This window comes from Nonomuraea sp. CX421, from assembly GCF_059358955.1.
In genome coordinates this window covers 120,657-140,364 of record NZ_JCADBK010000018.1, presented here as the reverse complement: position 1 = coordinate 140,364, position 19,708 = coordinate 120,657, and the positions used below count along the sequence as shown (strand labels likewise).

The following is a 19,708-nucleotide window of genomic DNA, read 5'->3' as shown; positions in this document are numbered from 1 at the left end:
ACATGTGCCCAAGCTGAGATGAACCTGGTGTGACCGTCAGGACGTCGTCGAGGAGGGCGCCATCCAGGTGTTGCACTGGTACGTCTGATTCTTCTGCCAGCCCTGCCTGAACCACCGGTTGTTGTTCACCATGGAGCCGTGGTCCCGCGGATGACCGGGTTGGTCGCCCAGCCGGCTGTAGAACCAGAACAGGCGGCTGCGGTTGGCCGGGCCGATCGGGTAGGACGTGGCCACCGACCGCATCCACATGCCGCCGAAACAGGTGGCCTGGAGTTCCAGCCTTCTGCTGAGCGCCAGCTTCCCGCTCCTGTTGCCCGACTCCAGTGTCCGCGACCACCAGGAGTTCATCAGGCCCGACAGGTTCTGCACGTGGTGGCCGTACTCGTGGGCCATCATGCTGATGATCCCGCCGTTCCACGTGATGATCTGGCCGTAGCCGAGGGCGTTGCCGTTGCCCTTGGACATGGCCGAGGTGGAGGCGTAGATCGTGTTGTTGCGGGGGCAGTAGTACGGCACCATGGACCCCGCCGACGGGTAGTCCCCGCAGGCCCCCCGGCCGCGCCCCTGCGCGATCGCGTAACCCGGCGGGCTGAAGTCGATGCCCTGCTCCCGCAGGATCGGCCCCCACGCTCGGTCCATGCACTTGCCCGTCTTCAGGATCAGCGCCTTGAGCTGGGCGTGGTTGAAGATGTTCGCGTTGCCCGCCCGGCAGCCGACCCTGGGCAGCGCCCCCGCACGGTAGAGGGTGTTGTTCTTCAGGCTCGTGTCGAGCGTGACCTGCTTGGGCGGGGTGACCGTGGTGTCCTGTGTCGGCCGCCGGGTCGGCCTGCCGGTCGCGCCGTCGTCGTCGCGCTCGCTGGGTCGCTCGGACGGCGTGTAGCTGGGGATCGCGACCGGGTTGGTGGTCTCCGACCGGGAGGAGTCCTTGAACGCCACCGAGCCGATCACGATCAGCACGAACAGCGCCGCCATCGAGCCGAACACGACCCCGAGAATCCCGGCCGCCCCCATGCCCGGCTTTCTGCGCGGGGGCGGCGGCCACTGCCCATAGGGCCCGTGCATGGGCGGCGCCGGCGGGCGCGAGGGCGGCCAGGCCTGAGGCGGCGGGGGCGGGGGCTGCTGCGGGTAGGGCCTCCCCCGGTGCCCGGGTAAGGGCCGCTGGTACGGCCGGCCCTGCGGCTGCGGATGCGGCTGCTGGTAGGGCTGCCCTTGTGGTGGATAGGGCTGCTGGTACGGCTGCCCCTGCGGCGCGGGCGGGTAGGGGTGCTGGTAAGGCGGACTCTGGGGCCGCGCTCCCCCCTGCGCCGGAGGAGGCCACGGGAGCGATCGTGGCCGCTGGGGCTGTCCGGGCTCTGGTGGCAGGGGTGGATGCTGCCCGTTGCCTGTCACCGTGTCGCCCCCTGTGATCGTTCGTCCGTATTAAGCGACTTGTGTGGTCGCTCCCCGGAGCTTTGTCAAATTTGGGGCAGAAGCATACTGATTTATCACCCGTCACGGATGTGACAGCGCTCGGTTACAGTCCGAAATCATTCGAGGTGATCTCCGCTATGTTCCCCACCGCGCGGCAGGCGTTGTCCTAGCTTCTTCAGCATGAACCTCCAGCAGCTCCGCTACGTGGTCGCGACTGCGGAGCACCGCACCATGACTGACGCGGCCAGGTCGCTCTACATCGCGCAGCCTGCGCTTTCGCGCGCGATCCGGGATCTGGAACGCGAGCTCGGCATGACGCTCTTCGCCCGCTCGGGACGCGGCGTCGTGGTCACCGCACAGGGCCGCCGGGTGGTCAAGCTCGCCCGCGAGGCGCTCGACGCCGTCCACGAGATCGAGGGCCTGGCCAACCACACCGGATCGGCGGAGGCGGAGCTGCGCATCGCCTCCACCCCGAGCCTCGAACCCGGCCTCGCGGGGCGGCTGCTGCCCGCCTACGCGGCCGAGCATCCCGGGGTCCGCGTCCACATCGTGCGCTGCGAGGGCCGCGAGGCCGTCGTCAGCGCGATCAGGGAGCAGCGGGCCGATCTCGGGCTGACCGATCTGCCGGTGCCCACCGACCTCGTCACCCACCCGCTCGAACGCCAGGAGATCGTGCTGATCTCCCCACCCGGCCTCGAACTGCCCAGTCCCGTGCCCATGGGCCGGCTCGACGGCATGCGGCTGGCCCTGCCCGCGCGCGGCAGCGTGCGGCGCAGAGAGCTCGACGCGATGTTCGGCAAGTACGCCGTCAACCCCGTGGTCGTGCTCGAGACCGACGAACGCAACGGCTGGCTCAAGGCCGCGCGCAGCGGCCAGGCGTCCCTGCTGTGGTATCGGGGCATGGCCGAGCAGGCCAGCAGGGCGGGCCTCGTGGTGCGCTCGCTCGATCCGGCCGTGCGGCGCGTCATCGCCGTGGTGCACGCTCGCCGCCGCCTGCCGCTGATCGCCCAGGACTTCCTGTCCACGGCCGAGAAGGGCACCGCCGCCTGACCGCTCGGCCGGGCCCGCTCCCTTCTCACGCCCCGCCACGCGGGGCCGCGTGATCCCTTCCCCGCACGGAGCCCGCCATCGGCGCGCGCCCGCCCTGCCGTACCCCGTCGCGGGCGGCGCGGTACGCTCGCCGATGATGAGCACTCTGCGCCTGCGCGGCCGGGAGTTCGGCCCGGGGGAGCACGCCGTGATGGCCGTGGTCAACCGCACGCCCGACTCCTTCTTCGACAAGGGCCGCACCTACGGCTTCGACGCCGCGATCGAGGCGGTGGACCGGGCGGTCGAGGGCGGCGCCGACATCATCGACATCGGCGGTGTCAAGGCCGGTCCCGGCGACGAGGTCGACGCCCGCGAGGAGATCCGCCGGGTCGCCGACCTGGTCGAGGCCGTCCGCGAGCGGCATCCCCGGCTGCTCGTCAGCGTCGACACCTGGCGGGCCGAGGTCGGCGAGGTGGTCGCCAGGGCCGGCGCCGACCTGCTCAACGACACCTGGGGCGGCGTCGATCCCGGCCTGGCCGGAGTGGCCGCCAGGCACGGCATCGGGCTGGTCTGTGCGCACGCCGGGCGGGTCCGTCCCCGCACCCGCCCACACCGCATCGCCTACGACGACGTGGTGGCCGACGTCGTCTCCTACACCACGGCCCTGGCCGAGCGGGCCGTCGCCGCCGGGGTGCCGCGCGAGTCGATCCTCATCGACCCGGCGCACGACTTCGGCAAGAACACCTTCCACTCGCTGGAGGTCAGCCGCCGGCTTGGCGAGATGACCGCCACGGGCTGGCCGGTGCTGGTCGCCGTGTCCAACAAGGACTTCGTCGGCGAGACGCTGGGCGGGCTGCCGGTCGAGCGGCGGCACGCGGGCACGATCGCCACCCTGGCGATCTCCGCCCTGCTCGGCGCGCGGGTCTTCCGCGTGCACGACGCGGCCTCGGCCACGACGGCGCTCGCCGAGCTGGCCCGCCTCAGCTGAGCGGGGTCACCCGGCCACGGGCAGCCGCACCACGGCGCGCAGCCCCGGCCCGGCGTCCTCCAGGCTCACCACGCCGCCGTGCGCGCGCACGGTCTCCTGGACGATCGCGAGACCCAGCCCGGCGCCGCCCTCGTCGCGGCTGCGCCCCGAGTCGAGCCGGGTGAACCGGTTGAACACCCGCTCCCGGTCCTCCTCCGGGATGCCCGGCCCGTCGTCGATCACGGTCAGCACCCCGTCGGCGGTCAGCGCCACCTCCACCTTGGACGAGGTGTGCCGCACGGCGTTGTCCACCAGGTTGGTCAGCACCCTGCTCAGGTCGAGCGTGTCACCGCGGACCAGCACCGGGTCGCACACGGTCAGCCTGACCTCGCCGTGGCGCTCGGCGATCTGCCGGACCACCTCGTCGAGCTGGACCGGCTCGTTCCTGGCGGGCACGCCGCCGCGCTCGTCGAGGCGGGCCAGCGCGAGCAGGTCCTCGGCCAGCCGCGACAGCCGCATGGCGTCCTCCAGCACGCCCTCGGCGGTCTCCGGCCAGTCCTGCCCCTCCGGATGGCCGAGCGCCACCTCCAGCTGGAGCCGGATGCTGGCCAGCGGGCTGCGCAGCTCGTGGGCGGCGTCGGAGACCAGCGCGCGCTGGCGCTGCTCGGCCTCCTCCAGCCGGGCCAGCATGCCGTTGAGCGTGGTCGCCAGCCAGTGCACCTCGTCGCGCGACTCGGGCACCGGCAGCCGGCGCGACCTGGCCGTGTGCGTGATCTCCGCCGCGCCCCGGCGCAGCGCGGTGATCGGGCGCAGCGTCCGGCCGATGATCAGCCAGCTGGCCGCGGCCAGCAGCACGATCAGCAGCGGCGTGCCCACCAACAGCACCCTGGCGGCCGTACCGAGACTGGTCTGGATCTCGCCCACCGGCCGGGCCGCGATCACCGTCTGCCCGCGGTCGGCGCGGAGCACCACCACCCGCAGTGGCCCCGGGATCGCGTAGGGCCGGCCGTCGACGAACGTCGCGCTGCCCTCGTGCAGCGCCCGTTCCCTGTCGTGGGCGGCGAGCAGGGGCACCAGCCGGTCGGCGCCGTAGGTGACGTGCGTGATGCGGCCCGCGGCGTCGATCACCTGCACGATCGTGCCGTCGTGGGTGGTGATCGGGGTGGTCAGCGTGTCCGAGTCGGCCTGCACCCGGACGGTCTGCGCCTGCGCCCGGGTCGAGTCGTCGACCGTGTCGATCAGGGTCCGGTCGAGCACGGTGAGCAGCACCGACGCCGACACGGCCAGGGCCAGGGCGAGCACCGTGGCGGCCACCACGGTCAGCCTGAACCTCAGCCCCTGCCGCCGCCACCAGGCATAGGGGGAGTCAGCCACCGTCGCCGGCCAGCCGGTAGCCCGCGCCGCGCACGGTCTGCAGGGAGTTGCGGCCGAACGGGACGTCGATCTTGCGCCGTAGGTAGCCGACGTACACCTCGACCACGTTGGGATCGGTGTCGAAGGTGTCCCAGACGTGCTCCAGGATGTCGGTCTTCGACACGACCTCCTCACGCCTGCGCAGCAGGTATTCGAGCAGCGCGAACTCCCGGGGCGTCAGCTCGATCGGGCTCTCGCCGCGCAGCACCCTGCGCCGGGCCGGGTCGAGCGACAGGTCGCCCGCCGCCAGCACCGCCGGCCGCCGCCCGGAGTCGCGCCGCAGCAGCGCGCGCAGCCTGGCCACCAGCACCACATAGGAGAACGGCTTGGTCAGGTAGTCGTCGGCGCCCAGGTCGAGCCCGTCGGCCATGTCGTACTCGCCGTCCTTCGCCGACAGCATCAGGATCGGCACCCAGTTCTCCTCGGCGCGCAACTGCTTGCACACGTTGTAGCCGGACAGCCGGGGCAGCATGATGTCGAGCACCACCACGTCGTAGTCGCCGTGCCTGGCCTCGTGCAGCCCCTGCTCGCCGTCGTGGGCGAGGTCGACGGAGAAGCCCTCGGCCCGCAACCCTCGCTGCAACGCGGCGGCCATCCGTCTCTCGTCCTCGACGACAAGCACTCTCATGGCCCCGATCCTCCCGCTCCCGCCCTGAGACGACGCTGAGAAGGCTGAGAGGGGTCTCAGGCTGTCTCAGGTTCGCCTAAGCATGCATCACGCAAGCTCTGGTCATCGACATACCGTTAAGGAGTGAGATGCGTAAAGGCACGTTCGTGAGGTGGGGGGTCCCGATCGCCGCCGCCGCCGTGATCGGAGCCGCGCTCGGCGCGGGCCCCGTCGTCGCCGCGGTCAGCGGCGATCCGGCGCTGCCCGAGCGTTCGGCACAGCAACTGCTCGCCGACGCCGTGGCCGCCGTCGAGAGAACCGGAGGTCCGCTGCCGATGTCCGGCACCGTCCGGCAGACCGCGTCACTCGGCCTGCCCGCCCTGCCCCAGATGGGCGGCGAGTCCCCGCTCGCCCTGCTGTCGGGCTCGCACGAGGTGAAGGTCTGGTACGGCGCGCAGGACAGGCTCAGGGTGGCGATGCCGACCCACATGAACGAGACCAACCTCATCGTCAACGGCGACGAGGCCTGGTACTGGGACAGCGACGGCAATACCGCCACCAAGATCAAGGTCAAGACGGGCGCTGGCTGGACGCACGAACCGGCCACGCCCGCGCCCACGCCGTCCGATCTGACCCCGCAGGCCGCGGCGGCGAAGGTGCTGGCCAAGGCCGGGGAGCACACCGCGATCGGCGTCACCAACACCGCCGAGGTGGCCGGCCGTCCCGCCTACCAGCTGGTGCTGCGGCCGAAGGCCGAGGCCTCGCTGGTGCAGGAGGTGCGCCTGGCGCTCGACGGCGAGACCTACGTCCCGCTGCGGGTGCAGGTGTACGCCAAGGGCTCGGCCGAGCCGGCCTTCGAGGTGGGCTTCACCCAGGTGACGTTCACCCCGCCCGCCGAGGAGAACTTCGTCTTCACCCCGCCCGCCGGCGCCACGGTGGAGGAGCAGACCCTCGGCGAGGTGATCTCCGACGGCAAGGCCGGCGAGCACACGGGCGAGCACACCGGCCAGCACACGGGCGAGCACACCGGGGACGCCAAGGCCGCCAAGGACCTGAAGGTCGTCGGCGAGGGCTGGAGCGGCGTGGTGGTGGCCCCGATGCCGGACCTCGGCTCGCTGCCGGCCGAGGCGTCCGGCGGCCAGGGCGACCCGGCGGAGGCCAAGGCGCTCCTGGACAACGTGCTCAAGTCCGCCACCCCGGTGAGCGGCACGTGGGGCTCGGGCAAGCTGATCACCACCAAGCTGGTCACGGTCCTGCTGACCGACGACGGCCGCCTGCTGGCCGGCGCGGTCACTCCGGAGGAGATCGTCCGGGTGGCGGGCACCAGGTGACCGTCATGACGCGCGAAGCGGGGGCGCCCTTCGGGGCGGCCCCGCCCTCCGCCGGGGCCGCCATCGTCACGCGCGGCCTGACCAAGCGCTTCCGCGGCGGCCAGGTCGCGGTCGACTCCCTCGACCTGGACGTGCCGCGCGGATCGGTCTACGGCTTCCTCGGGCCCAACGGCTCGGGCAAGACCACGACCATCCGGATGCTGCTCGGCCTCGTCGCGCCCACCGCCGGGGAGCACACCCTGCTCGGCCTGCCGCTGGCCGGCGCGCTGCCGAGGGTGGGGGCGCTGGTCGAGGGCCCCGCCTTCTACCCCTACCTGTCGGGCGAGGCCAACCTGCGCCGCTTCGACGCCGCCGACCCCACCGCCTCCGGCGCCACCGTCAGGCGGCGTGTCGGCGAGGCGCTCGACCGGGTCGGGCTCGCCGCCGCGGCGGGCAAGCGCTACCGCAACTACTCGCTCGGCATGCGCCAGCGCCTGGCCATCGCCGCGGCCCTGCTCGGGCCGCGTGAGCTGCTCGTCCTCGACGAGCCGACCAACGGGCTCGACCCGCAGGGCACCCGCGAGGTGCGCGCGCTGGTCAAGGAGATCGCCGCCGACGGCACCACCGTCTTCGTCTCCTCGCACCTGCTGGCCGAGGTGGAGCAGATGTGCACGCACGCCGCGATCATGAGCACCGGCCGGCTGGTCGCGCAGGGAACGATCGCCTCGCTCAGCGGTGGCCAGGTCAGCCGCGTCAGGATCGAGACGCCCGACCCGGCCGGCGCCGCGCGGGTGCTCGCCGCGCTCGGCCTGGCCGACGTGCGCGCCACGGACGCGGAGGTCACGGCCGAGCTCGGCGGCCACGCGCCCGAGCGGGTCAACGCCGCGCTGGTCGGCGAGGGCGTCGCCGTACGAGGGCTCTCGGTCGTACGGCCGAGCCTGGAGGACGTGTTCGTCGGACTGACGGGAGAGGGATTCGATGTCGACGGCTGAGACGCGGACGCGCACGACACCGGGGCTCGTGCCGGTGCCCGAGACCTCGCGCGCCACCGAGCGCCGGCCGCCCGAGCCGCCGGCGGGCGCGGTGCCGCCGCGGCGCTCCTCCTCGGCGTTCTGGCGGCTGCTCGGCTCCGAGCTGGGCCTGACCTTCCGCCGCCCGCGCAACCTGGTGATGCTCGGGGTGCTGGCCGGCGTGCCCGTCGTGATGGGGGTGGCGCTGCGGCTCGTCGCGGCCGACGCGGAGTTGGGCGGGATCGTGACGTCGGTCGCGGGCAACAGCCTCATGCTGACGTTCGCCTCGCTGTCCTTCCTCGTCGTGCTGCTGATGCCGGTCGCGGTCGCCATGGTCGCGGGCGACGCGATCGCCGGCGAGGCGGGCACCGGGACCCTGCGTTACCTGCTGGCGGCGCCCGCCGGGCGCACCCGGCTACTGGCGGTCAAGTACCTCAACGCGGTGGTCTTCTCCTTCGCCGTGACGGCCGTGGTGGCGCTGTCCGCGCTGGTGACGGGGCTGATCATGTTCCCGGTCGGGCCGGTGACGCTGCTGTCGGGCACCACCGTGCCGGTGGCCGAGGGGCTGCTGCGGATCCTGATCAGCGTCGGTTACGTCGGCGCCGGGATGGCCGCGCTGGCCGCGGTCGCGCTGGCGCTGTCGACGTTCACCGAGGTGTCCATCGGGGCGGTCGCGGGCACCATGGTGATCGTCATCGTCTCGCAGGTGCTGCGCGCCATCCCGCAGTTCGACGGCCTGGCCGACTATCTGCTGCCGGCGCGCTGGACGGGTTTCGACGGGGCGCTGCGCAGCCCGATCGACACCGGCGCCATGACGGAGGGGCTGCTCACCTTCGGCGCCTACATCGTGCTGTCCGGATCCGTGGCCTGGGCGCGTTTCTCCGGCAAGGACATCACGTCCTGACGGGGGCTGGCGATGACGGACGTTTCCTCCTGACCTGTGCGGATAGGGGGGTCGTGGCCAACGCAACCACAAGAGAGAGGCACCCACATGGGAACCGACGACAAGTTCTCCCACAAGGCCGAGGAGCTCAAGGGCCGGGCCAAGGAGAACGTTGGAGACCTCACCGACGACGAGCGGCTGCAGGCCGAGGGCCGCGCCGAGCGGACCAAGGGCGGCGTCAAGCAGGCGGGTGAGAAGGTCAAGGACGCCGGCAAAAAGATCAAGGACACGTTCAAGAAGTGAGGCAGGCACCGCGGACGGCGGGCGCCCCGGCCGGGCGCCCGCCGTCCGTCTGTCATGCGGGGCGCCGGCGCAGCGCCAGGGCGGCCACCACGAGGCCGATCACGCCGAGCGCGAGCCCCGCGCCGCCCAGCACCCGGGCGGTGCCGTCGGAGGCGGCCGTGACCGTGGCCACCCGCGTCACCTGGGGAGTCGCGCCCGTGGCCGAGACGGGCGCCGTGGCCCCCTCCTTGGCGGCGGGCGTGAGCTTCAGCAGCGGAGCGGGATGCTCGGCCTCGGTGCCGTTGGCCTTGGGCGCCTCGGACCAGTCGACGACCTCGCCGCCGGAGTAGGTCTGCTTGGTCGGGAAGATCAACTGGTCGACGCCCTCGGGCAGGTGGCCCATGGACACCTCGAACTCCTGGAACTCGCCCTTGCCGATCTTGCCGCCCTCCCAGACGACCTTGCTGACCGATTCGGTGAGCTCGCCGTACTCGGTCTTGACCGGCGAGGGCAGCTTGCTCTCGGTGACCTTGACGCTCCACCCCGGCACCGGCTTGACCGAGACGAACGCCAGCGGGTGCTCGACGGGGAAGGAGACCTCGATCTTCACGGTCGAGGCGTCGTCGCGCTCGTTGGGCACCCGGAAGGCGACCTTGGTGAACCCGCCCTGCTCGGCGGTGCCGGGGTTGATGGTGACGTGGGCGAGGGCGGGCAGCGAGAGGCCGACGGTGACGGCGGTGGCGGCGGCGAGCACCGTCGCGGCACGGCGAACGAAGGACATGGCGAATCTCCACTTGACTGGTCGAGGAAGTAACGGGGGGGCGGCGATCAGGCGGGAAGTGGAGGACCACGCCTGGCGACGGAGTGCCGCAGCGCCGGATCGGGCGGGACGTCGCGGGCCCGCACGACGACGGGGGCGGCCGGACGCGCGAGGGGGAGGGGCGGCGGCCACAGCAGGACGAGAGGGCGGACCAGGCGGCGCAGCGTCGCCCACAGCGCGGCCTCGCCGCGTGCCAGCCACCAGCCGGTGAGGGCGGTGGCCGTCAGGTGGGCCAGCAGCATGCCGACGTCGTTGCCGAAGCCCCGGCCGTGGAGGTGGGCCGCGACGTAGCCGGTGCCGTCGCCGCCGCCGAACAACTCGTGCAGCCCCAGTTGCGCGCAGACCAGCGCGACGTTGATCGTGGCGGTCGAGCGCTCCCGGCCGCCCAGTGCCAGGGCCGGCGCGAACACCGCGCCGAGACCGAGCGCCGCGACCCACGGAGCGGGCGTGGAGCCGCCGCTCACCGCGTGAGCCAGCGCGGCGAGCGTCACGCAGACGGCGGCGAAGACGGCCGTCCGCGCGAGCCTCAGGGGAAGTTCGGCGCGCATGAGTGTGCCACATGCTCTCACGCGCACCCCCTCGATGGGACGGCTACCGGCAAGCTGCCCAATACCTGGTTGATTTACGGCTTTTGTCGCTAAGGTCGAGCCGATACGTCGACTTGGGGTGAGAACGTTGCGGCATTTCGCTGGTCTGCTCATCGGGATCGTGGTCACGGCGGCCGTGGTGGGAGGCGGGGGATGGGCCGTCCAGCAGGCGCTGGGCAACGCGCAGGCCGCCCCCGCCGGCGGGCAGAAGCTGTGGATCGCGCTCGGCGCGATGGCCGCGGTCGGCCTGGTGGTGGGCCTGGTGGTGGCGGGCCGTGTCTCGCCGCTGGCCACGTTCCTGCCCGCGATGGCGCTGCTGGCGTGGACGGTCGTGTACGCCCTCGACATGACCCGCGCCCTGTCCCTCGTCCCCGACCAGCCGTCGGTGAACCAACTGGTCAGGGAGGCCGGATCCGGCGCGAAGACGCTGCTCTCCACGGGCACGTTCGCGCTGCTCGGAGTGGCCCTGTTCATCCCCGTGCTGATGCCCTCCCGGTGGGCGCGGCGGCACGAGGACCTCGACGACGACTACGAGGAGAGCCCGCAGGGCGGCTACTACTGATCCCTCGTGCCGTCCGCGCCCGGCCCACCTCGCGCAACGAGATGACAACCCGGAACCGGCACGCGATACGTGCCCGAAACATCCGGGTAAGCGATGAGATACATACTTGTGAGTAGAGCAGCGTTCCGCGGGGAAAGGATTCCTCGGAGGACCGAGCATGCACATCGACAGGGACGTCACTCCGGACTACCCCCTCAGCTGGCAGGCGCGCGCGCTCACCGGTCTGATGCGCGGCACGCTGAAGCCGGTCTCCAGCCTGCTCATGCGCCACACGCTGGCCCTCGACTGCGCCTCCCGCCTGGGTGACCTCGTGCTGATGGTGCCCCACTCGGCACCCGAGCACGTCGGCATCCTGCCGCACAGCTCCGGAGCGTGCGGCGGCGAGTGGGTCCGTGCCGGGCAGGAGCTGGACGAGTCGAAGGTGCTGCTCTACTTCCACGGCGGCGGCTACTTCTTCTGCTCGCCGAAGACGCACCGGTCCATCACCTGGCGTCTGTCGGCGGTGGCCGGCCGGCCCGTGCTCGCACTCGACTACCGCCAGGGCCCGATCCACAAGCTGGCCGACTCGCTGAGCGACGCGCTGGACGCGTACACGTGCCTGCTGGAGCGCGGGCACGCCGCGCGGGACATCATCCTGGCGGGCGACTCCGCCGGCGGCCACCTCACGCTGGCCGCGCTGCTGGCGCTGCGCGACCGCGGCGTGCCGCTGCCCTCGGCGGCCATCTGCCTGTCGCCCTGGACCGACCTGACCGACATCCCACGCCGGGCCAACCGCTGGCAGGACCCGATGCTGCCGGCCAGCCGGGTGCGCTGGCTGGCGCGCCGCTGGACCTCGGGCCTGGACCCGCACGACCCGCTGGTGTCGCCGGTGCTGGGCGACTTCACGGGGCTGCCGCCGCTGATGATCGTGACCGGGTCGACGGAGGTGCTCCGCGACGAGGCGCGGCGGGCGGCGTTGCGGGCCCGGCAGGCGGGCGTGCCGGTGACGTACGAGGAGTGGCCGCGGATGCCGCACGTCTTCCCCATCCTGGCGGACGTGCTGCCGGAGGCCCGCCACTCCTTCCGCCACATGTCCGACTTCCTCACCGCGGTGGCCGACGGCTCGTCCCGGGGGGAGACGGCGGCCGCCTGACCGGAGATCGCACGGCGACTCCGGAACGCGCGGTAGGTTAGGTATACCTAACCAGTCGCGAGGAGTCGTGCGATGACCGACAAGCCGAGGGATCACCATCTGGGTGTGGTGCTGCGCACCGAGCGGCTGACGCCGCACCTGATCCGCGTGGTGCTGGGCGGTGACGGCCTGCGCGACTTCGCGACGCGGGGGCTCACCGACCACTACGTGAAGCTGGTGTTCCCGCACGAGGGGGTCGACTACCCGACCCCGTTCAGTGTGAAGCAGGTGCGTGAGACCATGCCGCGCGAGGTCTGGCCCCGGCTGCGCACCTACACCGTGCGCGCCTGGGACCCCGAGACGCTGGAGCTCACGATCGACTTCGTGCACCACGGCGACAAGGGGCTGGCCGGGCCCTGGGCCGCGGGGGCGGTCCCCGGCGACGCGATCATGATGCTGGGGCCGGGAGGCGACTACGCGCCCGACCCACAGGCCGCCTGGCACCTGCTGGTGGGCGACGAGAGCGCGCTTCCGGCCATCGCGGCCTCCGTCGAGGCGCTGCCCGAGGGGGTGCCGGCCCACGTGTTCGTGGAGGTGGACGGCCCCCGCGACGAGCTGAAGCTGGGCGCGTCCGCCGACGTCCAGGTCTCCTGGCTCTACCGCAACGACCGCCCGCTCGGCGACGCGCTGGTGGAGGCCGTGTCCGCGCTGGCCTTCCCCGGAGGCGACGTGCACGCCTTCGTGCACGGCGAGGCGGGGTTCGTCAAGCGGCTGCGGCGCCACCTCAGGGTCGAGCGCGGGGTGCCGATGGAGCGGCTGTCGATCTCCGGCTACTGGCGTGCCGGGGTCGACGACGAGGCCTGGCGCGCGGTGAAGAAGGACTGGAACCGTCAGGTGGAGGCCGAGGAGGCCGCCGCCCTCGGCTGATCTCTCCGGGGTGCGCGCGGTCGATCGTTCCCGCGCGGCACGTCAGGGGCGAAACGCCACTTCAGACCACCACGCCACAGCCCTTACTCACTCCAGGGGTACGAACGCCTTACCACCGATACCCCTTCTGGAGGTCATGCGGAAACGCCCGTCCGATGAGGCCACAGTGTGCTTTGCCGTGTCCCGGACAGGAGAGGCGAAACTCGGATGGCGCGTGGTTCGAGCGACATGCCTCCAGGCGTGAGGCCGCTTACGGTGGGCGACCCGGTGATCATCGGCCGATATCTCCTGCTGGGCCGGCTGGGCACCGGGGGCATGGGCGTGGTCTATCTGGCGGAGCACCCGGGGGGCGGTCTGGTCGCACTCAAGACGCCGCATGCCGTGCACCTCAAGGATCCCACGTTGCGCGCCCGTTTCGCCGAAGAAGTCACTTTTTCCCGGCGAATCGTCCCGTTCTGCACGGCAGCGGTGGTCGAGGACGGCACCGACCGGGACCGTCCCTACCTGGTCAGCGAATACGTCCCCGGCCCGGCGCTCTCCCAGGTCGTGGCCGCCCGGGGCCCGCTCACCCCCGATCTGGCCTACGGGGTGGGGCTCGGGGTGGCGGCGGCGCTGGTCGCCGTGCACGACGCCGGGCTGGTGCATCGCGATCTCAAGCCCGGCAACGTGCTGCTGTCCACCGGCGGGCCCCGCGTCATCGACTTCGGCATCGCCCGCGACGTCGACACGCTCGCCGCGCACACCCAGGCCGGCCAGGTCATGGGCAGCCCCGGCTGGGTGTCGCCCGAGCGGCTGACCGGAGGGCCCGCGGTGCCCGCGTCCGACGTGTTCGCCTGGGGCTGCCTGGTGGCGTTCGCCGCCACGGGCTGCCATCCGTTCGGCGGGGGCGAGGCCGACGTGCTGGCCCGCCGCATCATGGTCGAGGATCCGCGCGTCGAGGGTGTGCCCGCGCTGCTGCGGCCCGCCGTCGAGGCGGCGCTGGCCAAGGAGCCCGCGGACCGTCCCAAGGCGGCCGAGCTGCTGCGCGCGCTGCTGGCGGCGGGAGGCGTGGGCGACCCGTGGGACCTGCGCGAGGCCGTCGCGGGCGTGCTGGAGGAGATCTGGACGCCGGTGCCCTACCCGGCCGGCGCGGGCCGGGTGCGGCTGGCGCCGCCGCCCGGCGACCGGCGGCCCACCGCGCCCAAGCGCGGGCGCAGGGCCAAGGGCGGGGCCGGCCTGTCGCACGCCGGCTTCGCGGCGCTGGCCACGGTGTCGATCGCCGCGGTGACGGTGATCGCCGCGTCCGGCGGCGGTGACACGCGCATCGGCGGTGGCTCCCCGTTGCCCGACCTCCCGGTGGCCGTCCAGTCGCACGTGCCGAGGGCCACGGCCGACTCGACGCTGCGGCCGCCGGCCACCCTCACCGGGGGCGTCCCGCCCAGCGCCGGCACCTGGTCGCCCGCCACGCCCGCCACGCCCGCCACGCCCACCGTGCGAGTCACCGGGACTCACACCCGGGGCCCGTCCACGGTCCCCGACCCCACGCCCGAGCGGCAGACCGGCTCCCGGCAGCCGGAGACCAGGGACCCCGGCGGCCAGGACGACGGCGACCCGTGCGCCGGCCCGGCGGCCAGACGCCGCGCCAACGCGGCCAGGCGCGGCTGCCCGCAACCCACCACGTCGATCACCACGATCCCGCAGGAGGGGCCCGGCGAGTCACCGGACCCCTCCGCCACCCCCACGGTGCCGCCGACACCCTCGCCCACCGGCTCTTCATGAGATGCCGGCACGTTTTGGCCGGTGTGCTGACGGTCCCCTCCCGGCACGTCCGATCTACGGAATCCTGGTCAAGTCGATGACGCGGAGTTCGTCGCCGACGGTGTAGGCGAGTAGTCGCTGCCGGCTGTCCGGGTAGCTCCTCTGCACGCTGTCGCCCTCCGGCCGGACGCCGAGGTCGGCGGACTTCCCGGTCGTCATGTCGTGCAGCACGACTCCCACGACCTGCCAACCCCCGCCCAGGCCCAGCCGGCGCGGGCCCTCGCCGAGCACCGACGCGGTGTGGAAGCGGCCGGGCAGGGCGAGCGGGTGCATCCCGCCGGGCAGTTTCTGTTCCCCGGAGCCGTCACGCAGCCGGTGGAAGGACGGGCCGGTGGGCTTGGCGCCCACGCAGAAGGTCAGGCCGCAGACGATGTGCTTCTCGTCCACCTGGGTGACGGCCGTGTTGGTCTCGCCGGTCTCGACGTTGCGGATCGAGCCGAACCTGGGCTCGTCCGTGGGGCCGTACCCTCCCGACCGGCCGATCCACGGCCAGGCCAGCAGGTGCATGTCCTCGCCCCCCTCGACGGGCTCCGCCCGCCCGCCGGCATGCGGGACGGTGAAGACCCCGCCGTCCCGCACGGAGAAGACGATCCGGTCGCCGGCCACCTCCAGAGCGTCGAAGCCGCTGTCGTCGACCGGATGGGTGACGACGATCTCGGCCTGGCCGCCCGCCAGGGGCGCCGACCAGATCTGCCCCTTGCCGCCCTTCAGCGCGGTCCACCAGAGCACCCTGCCGCCGCCGACCTCGAAGCCGGAGGCGTACAGCACGGTGCCCTGGGGCGTCGGCACGTCGGCGATCTTGCGCAGGTTCCGCGTGTCCAGGTCGTAGGCGTAGACGGCATTCGTCCTCTCGAAGCGGGACCACGTCGTGACGAGGAGCGTGTGGTCGTCGATGCGCCTGATCTCGCGGATGGTCCGCCCGCCTGGGAGCTTGACCGGCAGTGTCCGCACCGCCTCCGGCCAGACCTGCTCGATCGGAGGGGGCGTCGTCGAGACGGCCGATGGCGTCTTGGTCGGGACGGTGGCCGGCAGGGTCTGGAGCGTTCCGCCGCGCAGCGCGATGGCCGCGCCGCCCGCCAGCAGCACGACCGCCCCGGCGGCCAGCAGTGCCTGGCCGCGGTGCCGCCGCCTGCGGTAGCCGGCCTCCACGGCCTCGGCCAGCCGGTCCGGCGCCGGCGGCGCCTGCCCCGCGGCGTGACCGAGGGTCCTGCGCAGGGTCTCTTCCAGGTCGTTCATCGCGCGTCCCCCCGTACGGGCTGTGGGTTGATGGCATCCGGTGCGGCGACGCGGAGCTTGACGAGCGCCCGCGAGGCCTGGCTGCGCACGGTGCCCCGGGAGATGCCCAGCACCTGTGCGATCTCCGCGTCGGTCAGCTGCTCGTAGTAGCGCAGGACCAGAACCGTCCGCTGCTTGCGGGGCAGCGTCGCCAGCGCCTGCCAGAGCGCCCGCTCGTCGCCGCTGGGCAGCACATCGTGATGCTCGCCCTCGGGCAGGTCCCAGGCGAGCAGCTCGCGCCGCCGCAGCCGCCAGGCACGGATGTGCAGCCGGGCCATGATGGTGCGCGCGTAGCTCTCCGGGTTGTCCTTGGCCCGCACCCGTGGCCAGGTCCCGCGCAGTTTGATCAGGGCCTCCTGCACCAGGTCGGCCGCGTCGTGCGGGTTCCCGGCCAGTACGTGGCCGTAGCGCAGCAGCGCGTCGCCCCGTTCGGCCACGAACTCCGCGAAACGGGAGTCTGGTTCCACCAGCCTTCGCCCTTTCCTCGTCTCCGTCATCTCTCAGAGCGGATCGGGTGGGAAACCGTTGCACGAAGGCGTCCGGACAAGGCGTCCCGACAGGGCGTCCGGACATGGAAGGGCCGCGCCAGGCCGGGGGGAGCCTGGCGCGGCCCTTCGTCGCCGGGGGAACCTACCCATGCCCTGGTGGTGGCCGGCGAGCCAGGAGTGTCAGTGAGCGGCGGTGAACTGCTCCTCTTCGGTCGAGCCCTTGTACGCGGTCGTCGAGGAGTCGGGCGCGACGGCCGTGCTGATCAGGTCGAAGTAGCCGGTGCCGACCTCGCGCTGGTGGCGGGTGGCGGTGTAGCCACGCGACTCGGCCGCGAACTCCGCCTCCTGCAGCTCGACGTAGGCGGTCATGCCGTCGGCGGCGTAGCCCTGGGCCAGGTCGAACATGGAGTAGTTGAGCGAGTGGAAGCCGGCCAGCGTGATGAACTGGAACTTGTACCCCATGTGCCCCAGCTCCCGCTGGAACTTGGCGATCGTGGAGTCGTCGAGGTGCTTCTTCCAGTTGAAGGACGGCGAGCAGTTGTAGGCGAGCATCTGGTCGGGATACTCGGCCTTGATCGCCTCGGCGAACTCACGGGCCACGTCGAGGTCGGGGGTGCCGGTCTCCATCCAGAGCAGCTCGGAGTGCGGGGCGTAGGCGAGGCCGCGCGCGATGCACGCCTCGACGCCGTTGCGCACCCGGTAGAAGCCCTCGGCGGTGCGGTCGCCGGTGGTGAAGCGCTGGTCGCGGGGGTCCACGTCGCTGGTCAGGAGCGTCGCGGCCTGGGCGTCGGTCCGCGCGATGATCAGTGACGGGACGCCGGCCACGTCGGCGGCGAGCCGGGCGGCGTTGAGCGTCTTGATGTGCTGGCCGGTCGGGATCAGCACCTTGCCGCCCAGGTGGCCGCACTTCTTCTCGGAGGCCAGCTGGTCCTCCCAGTGCACGCCTGCCGCGCCGGCGGCGATCATGCCCTTCATCAGCTCGAAGGCGTTCAGCACGCCACCGAAGCCGGCTTCGGCGTCGGCCACGATCGGCGCCAGCCACTCGCGTGACTCACCCTCGGACCAGCTGATCTGGTCGGCGCGGAGCAACGCGTTGTTGATGCGGCGGACCACGGCGGGGACCGAGTTGGCCGGGTACAGGCTCTGGTCGGGGTAGGTCTGGCCGCCCAGGTTGGCATCGGCGGCGACCTGCCAGCCGGACAGGTAGATGGCCTGGAGCCCGGCCTTCACCTGCTGCACCGCCTGGTTGCCGGTCAGCGCGCCGAGGGCGTGGACGTAGTCCTCGGTTTGCAGGAGCTTCCACAGGCGCTCGGCGCCGCGCCGGGCCAGCGTGTGCTCCTCCTGGATGCTGCCCCGCAACCGGACCACGTCTTCGGCGCTGTAGGTGCGCTCGATGCCCTCCCAGCGAGGGTCGTTGTCCCATTCGTTCCGCAGCTGCTCAGCAGCTCCCTTGAGGCGATCGTCCATGTTTCCACTCCTTTGTCGTCCCCTGGGGCTTGTGTCGAGTCTCTGCCCGGCGAGGGGGCGATCAACAGTGGTGTACGCACAGAAGAATCGCCAGATTTCCTTTGCAGGCAAGACTCGCCAGTATTCAGTGGAGAAGAAAACGAGAGTTTTCCCGATGGACTAGACCATTCATGTGACACGGCCCGCGCGGGCGGGCGGCGGCTGTCACATCCGCGCCGGGCCCCCGGAGGCGGGTCGGGGCCTGGAAGATAGGCGGAATTTCCGACTAAGATGCCCACATGGCGTCCTTGCTGGGAGAAGAACCGCTGTCTTTGACGCAGGAGCTCGATCTCATCGCGTTTGGGCAGCGCCTCCGCCACCTGCGCAAACAACGCGGCCTGACCCTCTCCGACCTGGGCAGCCGCGTCAGCAGGGCGCCCAGCCAGCTGTCGCTGCTGGAGAACGGCAAGCGCGAGCCGAAGCTGTCGCTGCTCAAGTCGCTGGCGGGCGCGCTGGGAGTGCCCGTCGAGGAGCTGCTGCGCCGCCAGCCGCCCAACCGCCGCGCCCAGCTCGAGATCGCATTGGAGGAGGCGCAGCGCGACCCCATCTACGCGGCGCTCGGCCTGCCCCGGCTCAAGGTCTCCGCCCGGGTCCCCAACGACGTGCTCGAACACCTCCTCGGCCTGTACGGCGAGCTCCGCGCCCGGCAGGCGAGAGGCACCGCCACCCCCGAAGAGGCCAGGGCCGCCAACGCCGAGCTACGGCGTACGCAGCGCGAGCTGGGCAACTACTTTCCCGAGATCGAGAAGGCCGCCGCCGAGGCGCTCGACTCCGTCGGCTACCGCACCGGCGCCCTGTCGCAGAGCACGATCCAGAGCCTCGTCACCCACTTCGGCTACACCGTGCACACCGCGCAGGACCTGCCCCGATCGGTCCGTTCCATCACCGACCTGCGCAACCGCCGCATCTACGTCAAGCACGAACAACTCGGCATGCACACCCCCCGCACGATCCTGCTGCAGACCCTGGGCCACCTCGCCCTCGGCCACGACAAGCCGCGCGACTTCGCCGACTTCCTGCGCCAGCGGACCGAGGCCAACTACTTCGCCGCCGCCGTGCTCGTCCCGGAGAAGGCCGCCGCCCTGTATCTGAAGGAGGCCAAGGCCGACCGCGCGCTATCGGTGGAGGACCTGCGCGACGTGTTCGCCGTGTCCTACGAGATGGCCGCCCACCGCTTCACCAACCTGGCGACCCACCACCTCGACCTGGTCTGCCACTTCGTCCGCAACGACGCGGGCGGCATCATCTACAAGGCGTACGAGAACGACGGCATCGTCTTCCCCGCCGACGAGCAGGGCGCGATCGAGGGCCAGCGGATGTGCCTGCAGTGGTCGGGGCGGCAGGTGTTCGCCTCGCCCGACCGCTTCTCCGTCTTCTACCAGTATTCCGACTCCCCCACCGGCACGTACTTCTGCGTCGCCCACGTCGATCCCTCCCGCGAGCGGGACTTCGCGATCACGCTGGGCGTGCCGTTCAAGGAGTCGCGCTGGTTCCGGGGACGCGAGACCACCCATCGCACCAAGTCCAACTGCCCCAACGGCGACTGCTGCCGCCGCCCGCCCACCGAGCTGGCCGAACGCTGGGAGGGCTACGCCTGGCCGTCGGCCCGGGGCAACTCCCACGTGCTGGCCGCCCTGCCGCCCGGTTCGTTCCCCGGCGTGGACGAGGCCGACGTCTACACCTTCCTCGAACGGCACGCGGCGACGGCCTGACCCTCCTGCCGG

The 19,708-nt window shown here is 72.1% G+C and carries 19 protein-coding genes; 11 read left to right on the top strand and 8 right to left on the bottom strand.

The annotated features are described in order from the left end of the window. Positions 1-36: 36 nt before the first annotated feature. Positions 37-1,062, bottom strand: coding sequence for a neutral zinc metallopeptidase (locus tag AC5L3X_RS27950; protein ID WP_494860821.1), 1,026 nt, complete (start codon positions 1,060-1,062; stop codon positions 37-39). 528 nt (positions 1,063-1,590) lie between these two features. Between AC5L3X_RS27950 and AC5L3X_RS27945 the strand changes: the two genes are divergently transcribed. Continuing rightward, positions 1,591-2,460: a LysR family transcriptional regulator gene (locus AC5L3X_RS27945; RefSeq protein ID WP_494860820.1), complete on the top strand. Its 870-nt coding sequence runs from the start codon at positions 1,591-1,593 to the stop codon at positions 2,458-2,460. Between the two features lie 136 nt (positions 2,461-2,596). Further along, complete coding sequence (folP, locus tag AC5L3X_RS27940) at positions 2,597-3,427, top strand: dihydropteroate synthase (protein ID WP_494860819.1); 831 nt, start codon at positions 2,597-2,599, stop codon at positions 3,425-3,427. 6 nt (positions 3,428-3,433) lie between these two features. Here folP and AC5L3X_RS27935 read toward each other — a convergent pair whose 3' ends face one another. Then, entirely contained in the window at positions 3,434-4,780 is a 1,347-nt protein-coding gene (locus AC5L3X_RS27935; RefSeq protein WP_494860817.1) for a sensor histidine kinase, read from the bottom strand. Next, the gene (locus tag AC5L3X_RS27930) at positions 4,773-5,447 is read right to left on the bottom strand and encodes a response regulator transcription factor (RefSeq protein ID WP_189125443.1); all 675 of its coding nucleotides are present in this window, start codon (positions 5,445-5,447) and stop codon (positions 4,773-4,775) included. The genes AC5L3X_RS27935 and AC5L3X_RS27930 overlap by 8 nt, the downstream gene beginning before the upstream one ends. A gap of 128 nt (positions 5,448-5,575) precedes the next feature. Here AC5L3X_RS27930 and AC5L3X_RS27925 point away from each other — a divergent pair, with 128 nt between their 5' ends. From AC5L3X_RS27925 to AC5L3X_RS27910, 4 genes are all read left to right on the top strand, one after another. Next, entirely contained in the window at positions 5,576-6,757 is a 1,182-nt protein-coding gene (locus AC5L3X_RS27925) for a LolA family protein (protein WP_494860815.1), read from the top strand. 5 nt (positions 6,758-6,762) lie between these two features. Next, on the top strand, positions 6,763-7,728 hold the full coding sequence (locus AC5L3X_RS27920; protein WP_494860813.1) for an ABC transporter ATP-binding protein: 966 nt from the start codon (positions 6,763-6,765) through the stop codon (positions 7,726-7,728). Continuing rightward, entirely contained in the window at positions 7,715-8,650 is a 936-nt protein-coding gene (locus AC5L3X_RS27915) for an ABC transporter permease (RefSeq protein ID WP_494860811.1), read from the top strand. The genes AC5L3X_RS27920 and AC5L3X_RS27915 overlap by 14 nt, the downstream gene beginning before the upstream one ends. Before the next feature lie 87 nt (positions 8,651-8,737). Further along, on the top strand, positions 8,738-8,932 hold the full coding sequence (locus AC5L3X_RS27910; RefSeq protein WP_494860809.1) for a CsbD family protein: 195 nt from the start codon (positions 8,738-8,740) through the stop codon (positions 8,930-8,932). A gap of 52 nt (positions 8,933-8,984) precedes the next feature. On the opposite strand, the gene AC5L3X_RS27905 is transcribed toward AC5L3X_RS27910, so the two are convergent. Both AC5L3X_RS27905 and AC5L3X_RS27900 read right to left on the bottom strand, forming a co-directional pair. Further along, entirely contained in the window at positions 8,985-9,692 is a 708-nt protein-coding gene (locus AC5L3X_RS27905) for a YcnI family copper-binding membrane protein (RefSeq protein WP_494860807.1), read from the bottom strand. A 47-nt stretch (positions 9,693-9,739) separates the two neighbouring features. Next, a complete protein-coding gene (locus tag AC5L3X_RS27900) occupies positions 9,740-10,279 on the bottom strand; it encodes an MFS transporter (RefSeq protein ID WP_494860805.1) in 540 nt (179 codons plus the stop codon). Between the two features lie 127 nt (positions 10,280-10,406). On the opposite strand from AC5L3X_RS27900, the gene AC5L3X_RS27895 reads away from it, so the two are divergent. The 4 genes from AC5L3X_RS27895 (at position 10,407) to AC5L3X_RS27880 (ending at position 14,676) form a co-directional block, all read left to right on the top strand. Further along, positions 10,407-10,880 (top strand): hypothetical protein, encoded by a 474-nt coding sequence (locus AC5L3X_RS27895; RefSeq protein WP_494860803.1) that lies wholly within the window; start codon positions 10,407-10,409, stop codon positions 10,878-10,880. A 157-nt stretch (positions 10,881-11,037) separates the two neighbouring features. After that, positions 11,038-12,012, top strand: coding sequence for an alpha/beta hydrolase fold domain-containing protein (locus tag AC5L3X_RS27890; protein WP_494860801.1), 975 nt, complete (start codon positions 11,038-11,040; stop codon positions 12,010-12,012). Positions 12,013-12,084: 72 nt separating this feature from the next. After that, a complete protein-coding gene (locus AC5L3X_RS27885) occupies positions 12,085-12,918 on the top strand; it encodes a siderophore-interacting protein (RefSeq protein ID WP_494860799.1) in 834 nt (277 codons plus the stop codon). 240 nt (positions 12,919-13,158) lie between these two features. Beyond that, positions 13,159-14,676, top strand: a complete 1,518-nt coding sequence (locus tag AC5L3X_RS27880) for a serine/threonine-protein kinase (protein ID WP_494860798.1) — start codon at positions 13,159-13,161, stop codon at positions 14,674-14,676. 54 nt (positions 14,677-14,730) lie between these two features. Here the strand turns inward: AC5L3X_RS27880 and AC5L3X_RS27875 are convergent, their stop codons facing one another. The 3 genes from AC5L3X_RS27875 to aceA all read right to left on the bottom strand — a co-directional run bounded on the left by AC5L3X_RS27875 (position 14,731) and on the right by aceA (position 17,945). Next, positions 14,731-15,951: a TolB family protein gene (locus AC5L3X_RS27875; RefSeq protein WP_494860796.1), complete on the bottom strand. Its 1,221-nt coding sequence runs from the start codon at positions 15,949-15,951 to the stop codon at positions 14,731-14,733. Further along, the gene (locus tag AC5L3X_RS27870) at positions 15,948-16,457 is read right to left on the bottom strand and encodes a SigE family RNA polymerase sigma factor (RefSeq protein WP_494860795.1); all 510 of its coding nucleotides are present in this window, start codon (positions 16,455-16,457) and stop codon (positions 15,948-15,950) included. The genes AC5L3X_RS27875 and AC5L3X_RS27870 overlap by 4 nt, the downstream gene beginning before the upstream one ends. A 201-nt stretch (positions 16,458-16,658) precedes the next feature. Further along, positions 16,659-17,945, bottom strand: a complete 1,287-nt coding sequence (gene aceA / locus AC5L3X_RS27865) for an isocitrate lyase (RefSeq protein WP_189129122.1) — start codon at positions 17,943-17,945, stop codon at positions 16,659-16,661. Between the two features lie 278 nt (positions 17,946-18,223). On the opposite strand from aceA, the gene AC5L3X_RS27860 reads away from it, so the two are divergent. After that, positions 18,224-19,696, top strand: coding sequence for a helix-turn-helix domain-containing protein (locus AC5L3X_RS27860; protein ID WP_372459714.1), 1,473 nt, complete (start codon positions 18,224-18,226; stop codon positions 19,694-19,696). The last annotated feature ends 12 nt before the right edge of the window (positions 19,697-19,708 follow it).

Bases quoted from the DNA above. Each gene is read 5' to 3' on its own strand.
- AC5L3X_RS27950 (WP_494860821.1), bottom strand. From the start codon at position 1,062: ATGCACGGGCCCTATGGGCAGTGGCCGCCGCCCCCGCGCAGAAAGCCG.
- AC5L3X_RS27945 (WP_494860820.1), top strand. From the start codon at position 1,591: ATGAACCTCCAGCAGCTCCGCTACGTGGTCGCGACTGCGGAGCACCGC.
- folP (WP_494860819.1), top strand. From the start codon at position 2,597: ATGAGCACTCTGCGCCTGCGCGGCCGGGAGTTCGGCCCGGGGGAGCAC.
- AC5L3X_RS27930 (WP_189125443.1), bottom strand. From the start codon at position 5,447: ATGAGAGTGCTTGTCGTCGAGGACGAGAGACGGATGGCCGCCGCGTTG.
- AC5L3X_RS27925 (WP_494860815.1), top strand. From the start codon at position 5,576: ATGCGTAAAGGCACGTTCGTGAGGTGGGGGGTCCCGATCGCCGCCGCC.
- AC5L3X_RS27920 (WP_494860813.1), top strand. From the start codon at position 6,763: ATGACGCGCGAAGCGGGGGCGCCCTTCGGGGCGGCCCCGCCCTCCGCC.
- AC5L3X_RS27915 (WP_494860811.1), top strand. From the start codon at position 7,715: ATGTCGACGGCTGAGACGCGGACGCGCACGACACCGGGGCTCGTGCCG.
- AC5L3X_RS27910 (WP_494860809.1), top strand. From the start codon at position 8,738: ATGGGAACCGACGACAAGTTCTCCCACAAGGCCGAGGAGCTCAAGGGC.
- AC5L3X_RS27905 (WP_494860807.1), bottom strand. From the start codon at position 9,692: ATGTCCTTCGTTCGCCGTGCCGCGACGGTGCTCGCCGCCGCCACCGCC.
- AC5L3X_RS27900 (WP_494860805.1), bottom strand. From the start codon at position 10,279: ATGCGCGCCGAACTTCCCCTGAGGCTCGCGCGGACGGCCGTCTTCGCC.
- AC5L3X_RS27890 (WP_494860801.1), top strand. From the start codon at position 11,038: ATGCACATCGACAGGGACGTCACTCCGGACTACCCCCTCAGCTGGCAG.
- AC5L3X_RS27885 (WP_494860799.1), top strand. From the start codon at position 12,085: ATGACCGACAAGCCGAGGGATCACCATCTGGGTGTGGTGCTGCGCACC.
- AC5L3X_RS27875 (WP_494860796.1), bottom strand. From the start codon at position 15,951: ATGAACGACCTGGAAGAGACCCTGCGCAGGACCCTCGGTCACGCCGCG.
- aceA (WP_189129122.1), bottom strand. From the start codon at position 17,945: ATGGACGATCGCCTCAAGGGAGCTGCTGAGCAGCTGCGGAACGAATGG.
- AC5L3X_RS27860 (WP_372459714.1), top strand. From the start codon at position 18,224: ATGGCGTCCTTGCTGGGAGAAGAACCGCTGTCTTTGACGCAGGAGCTC.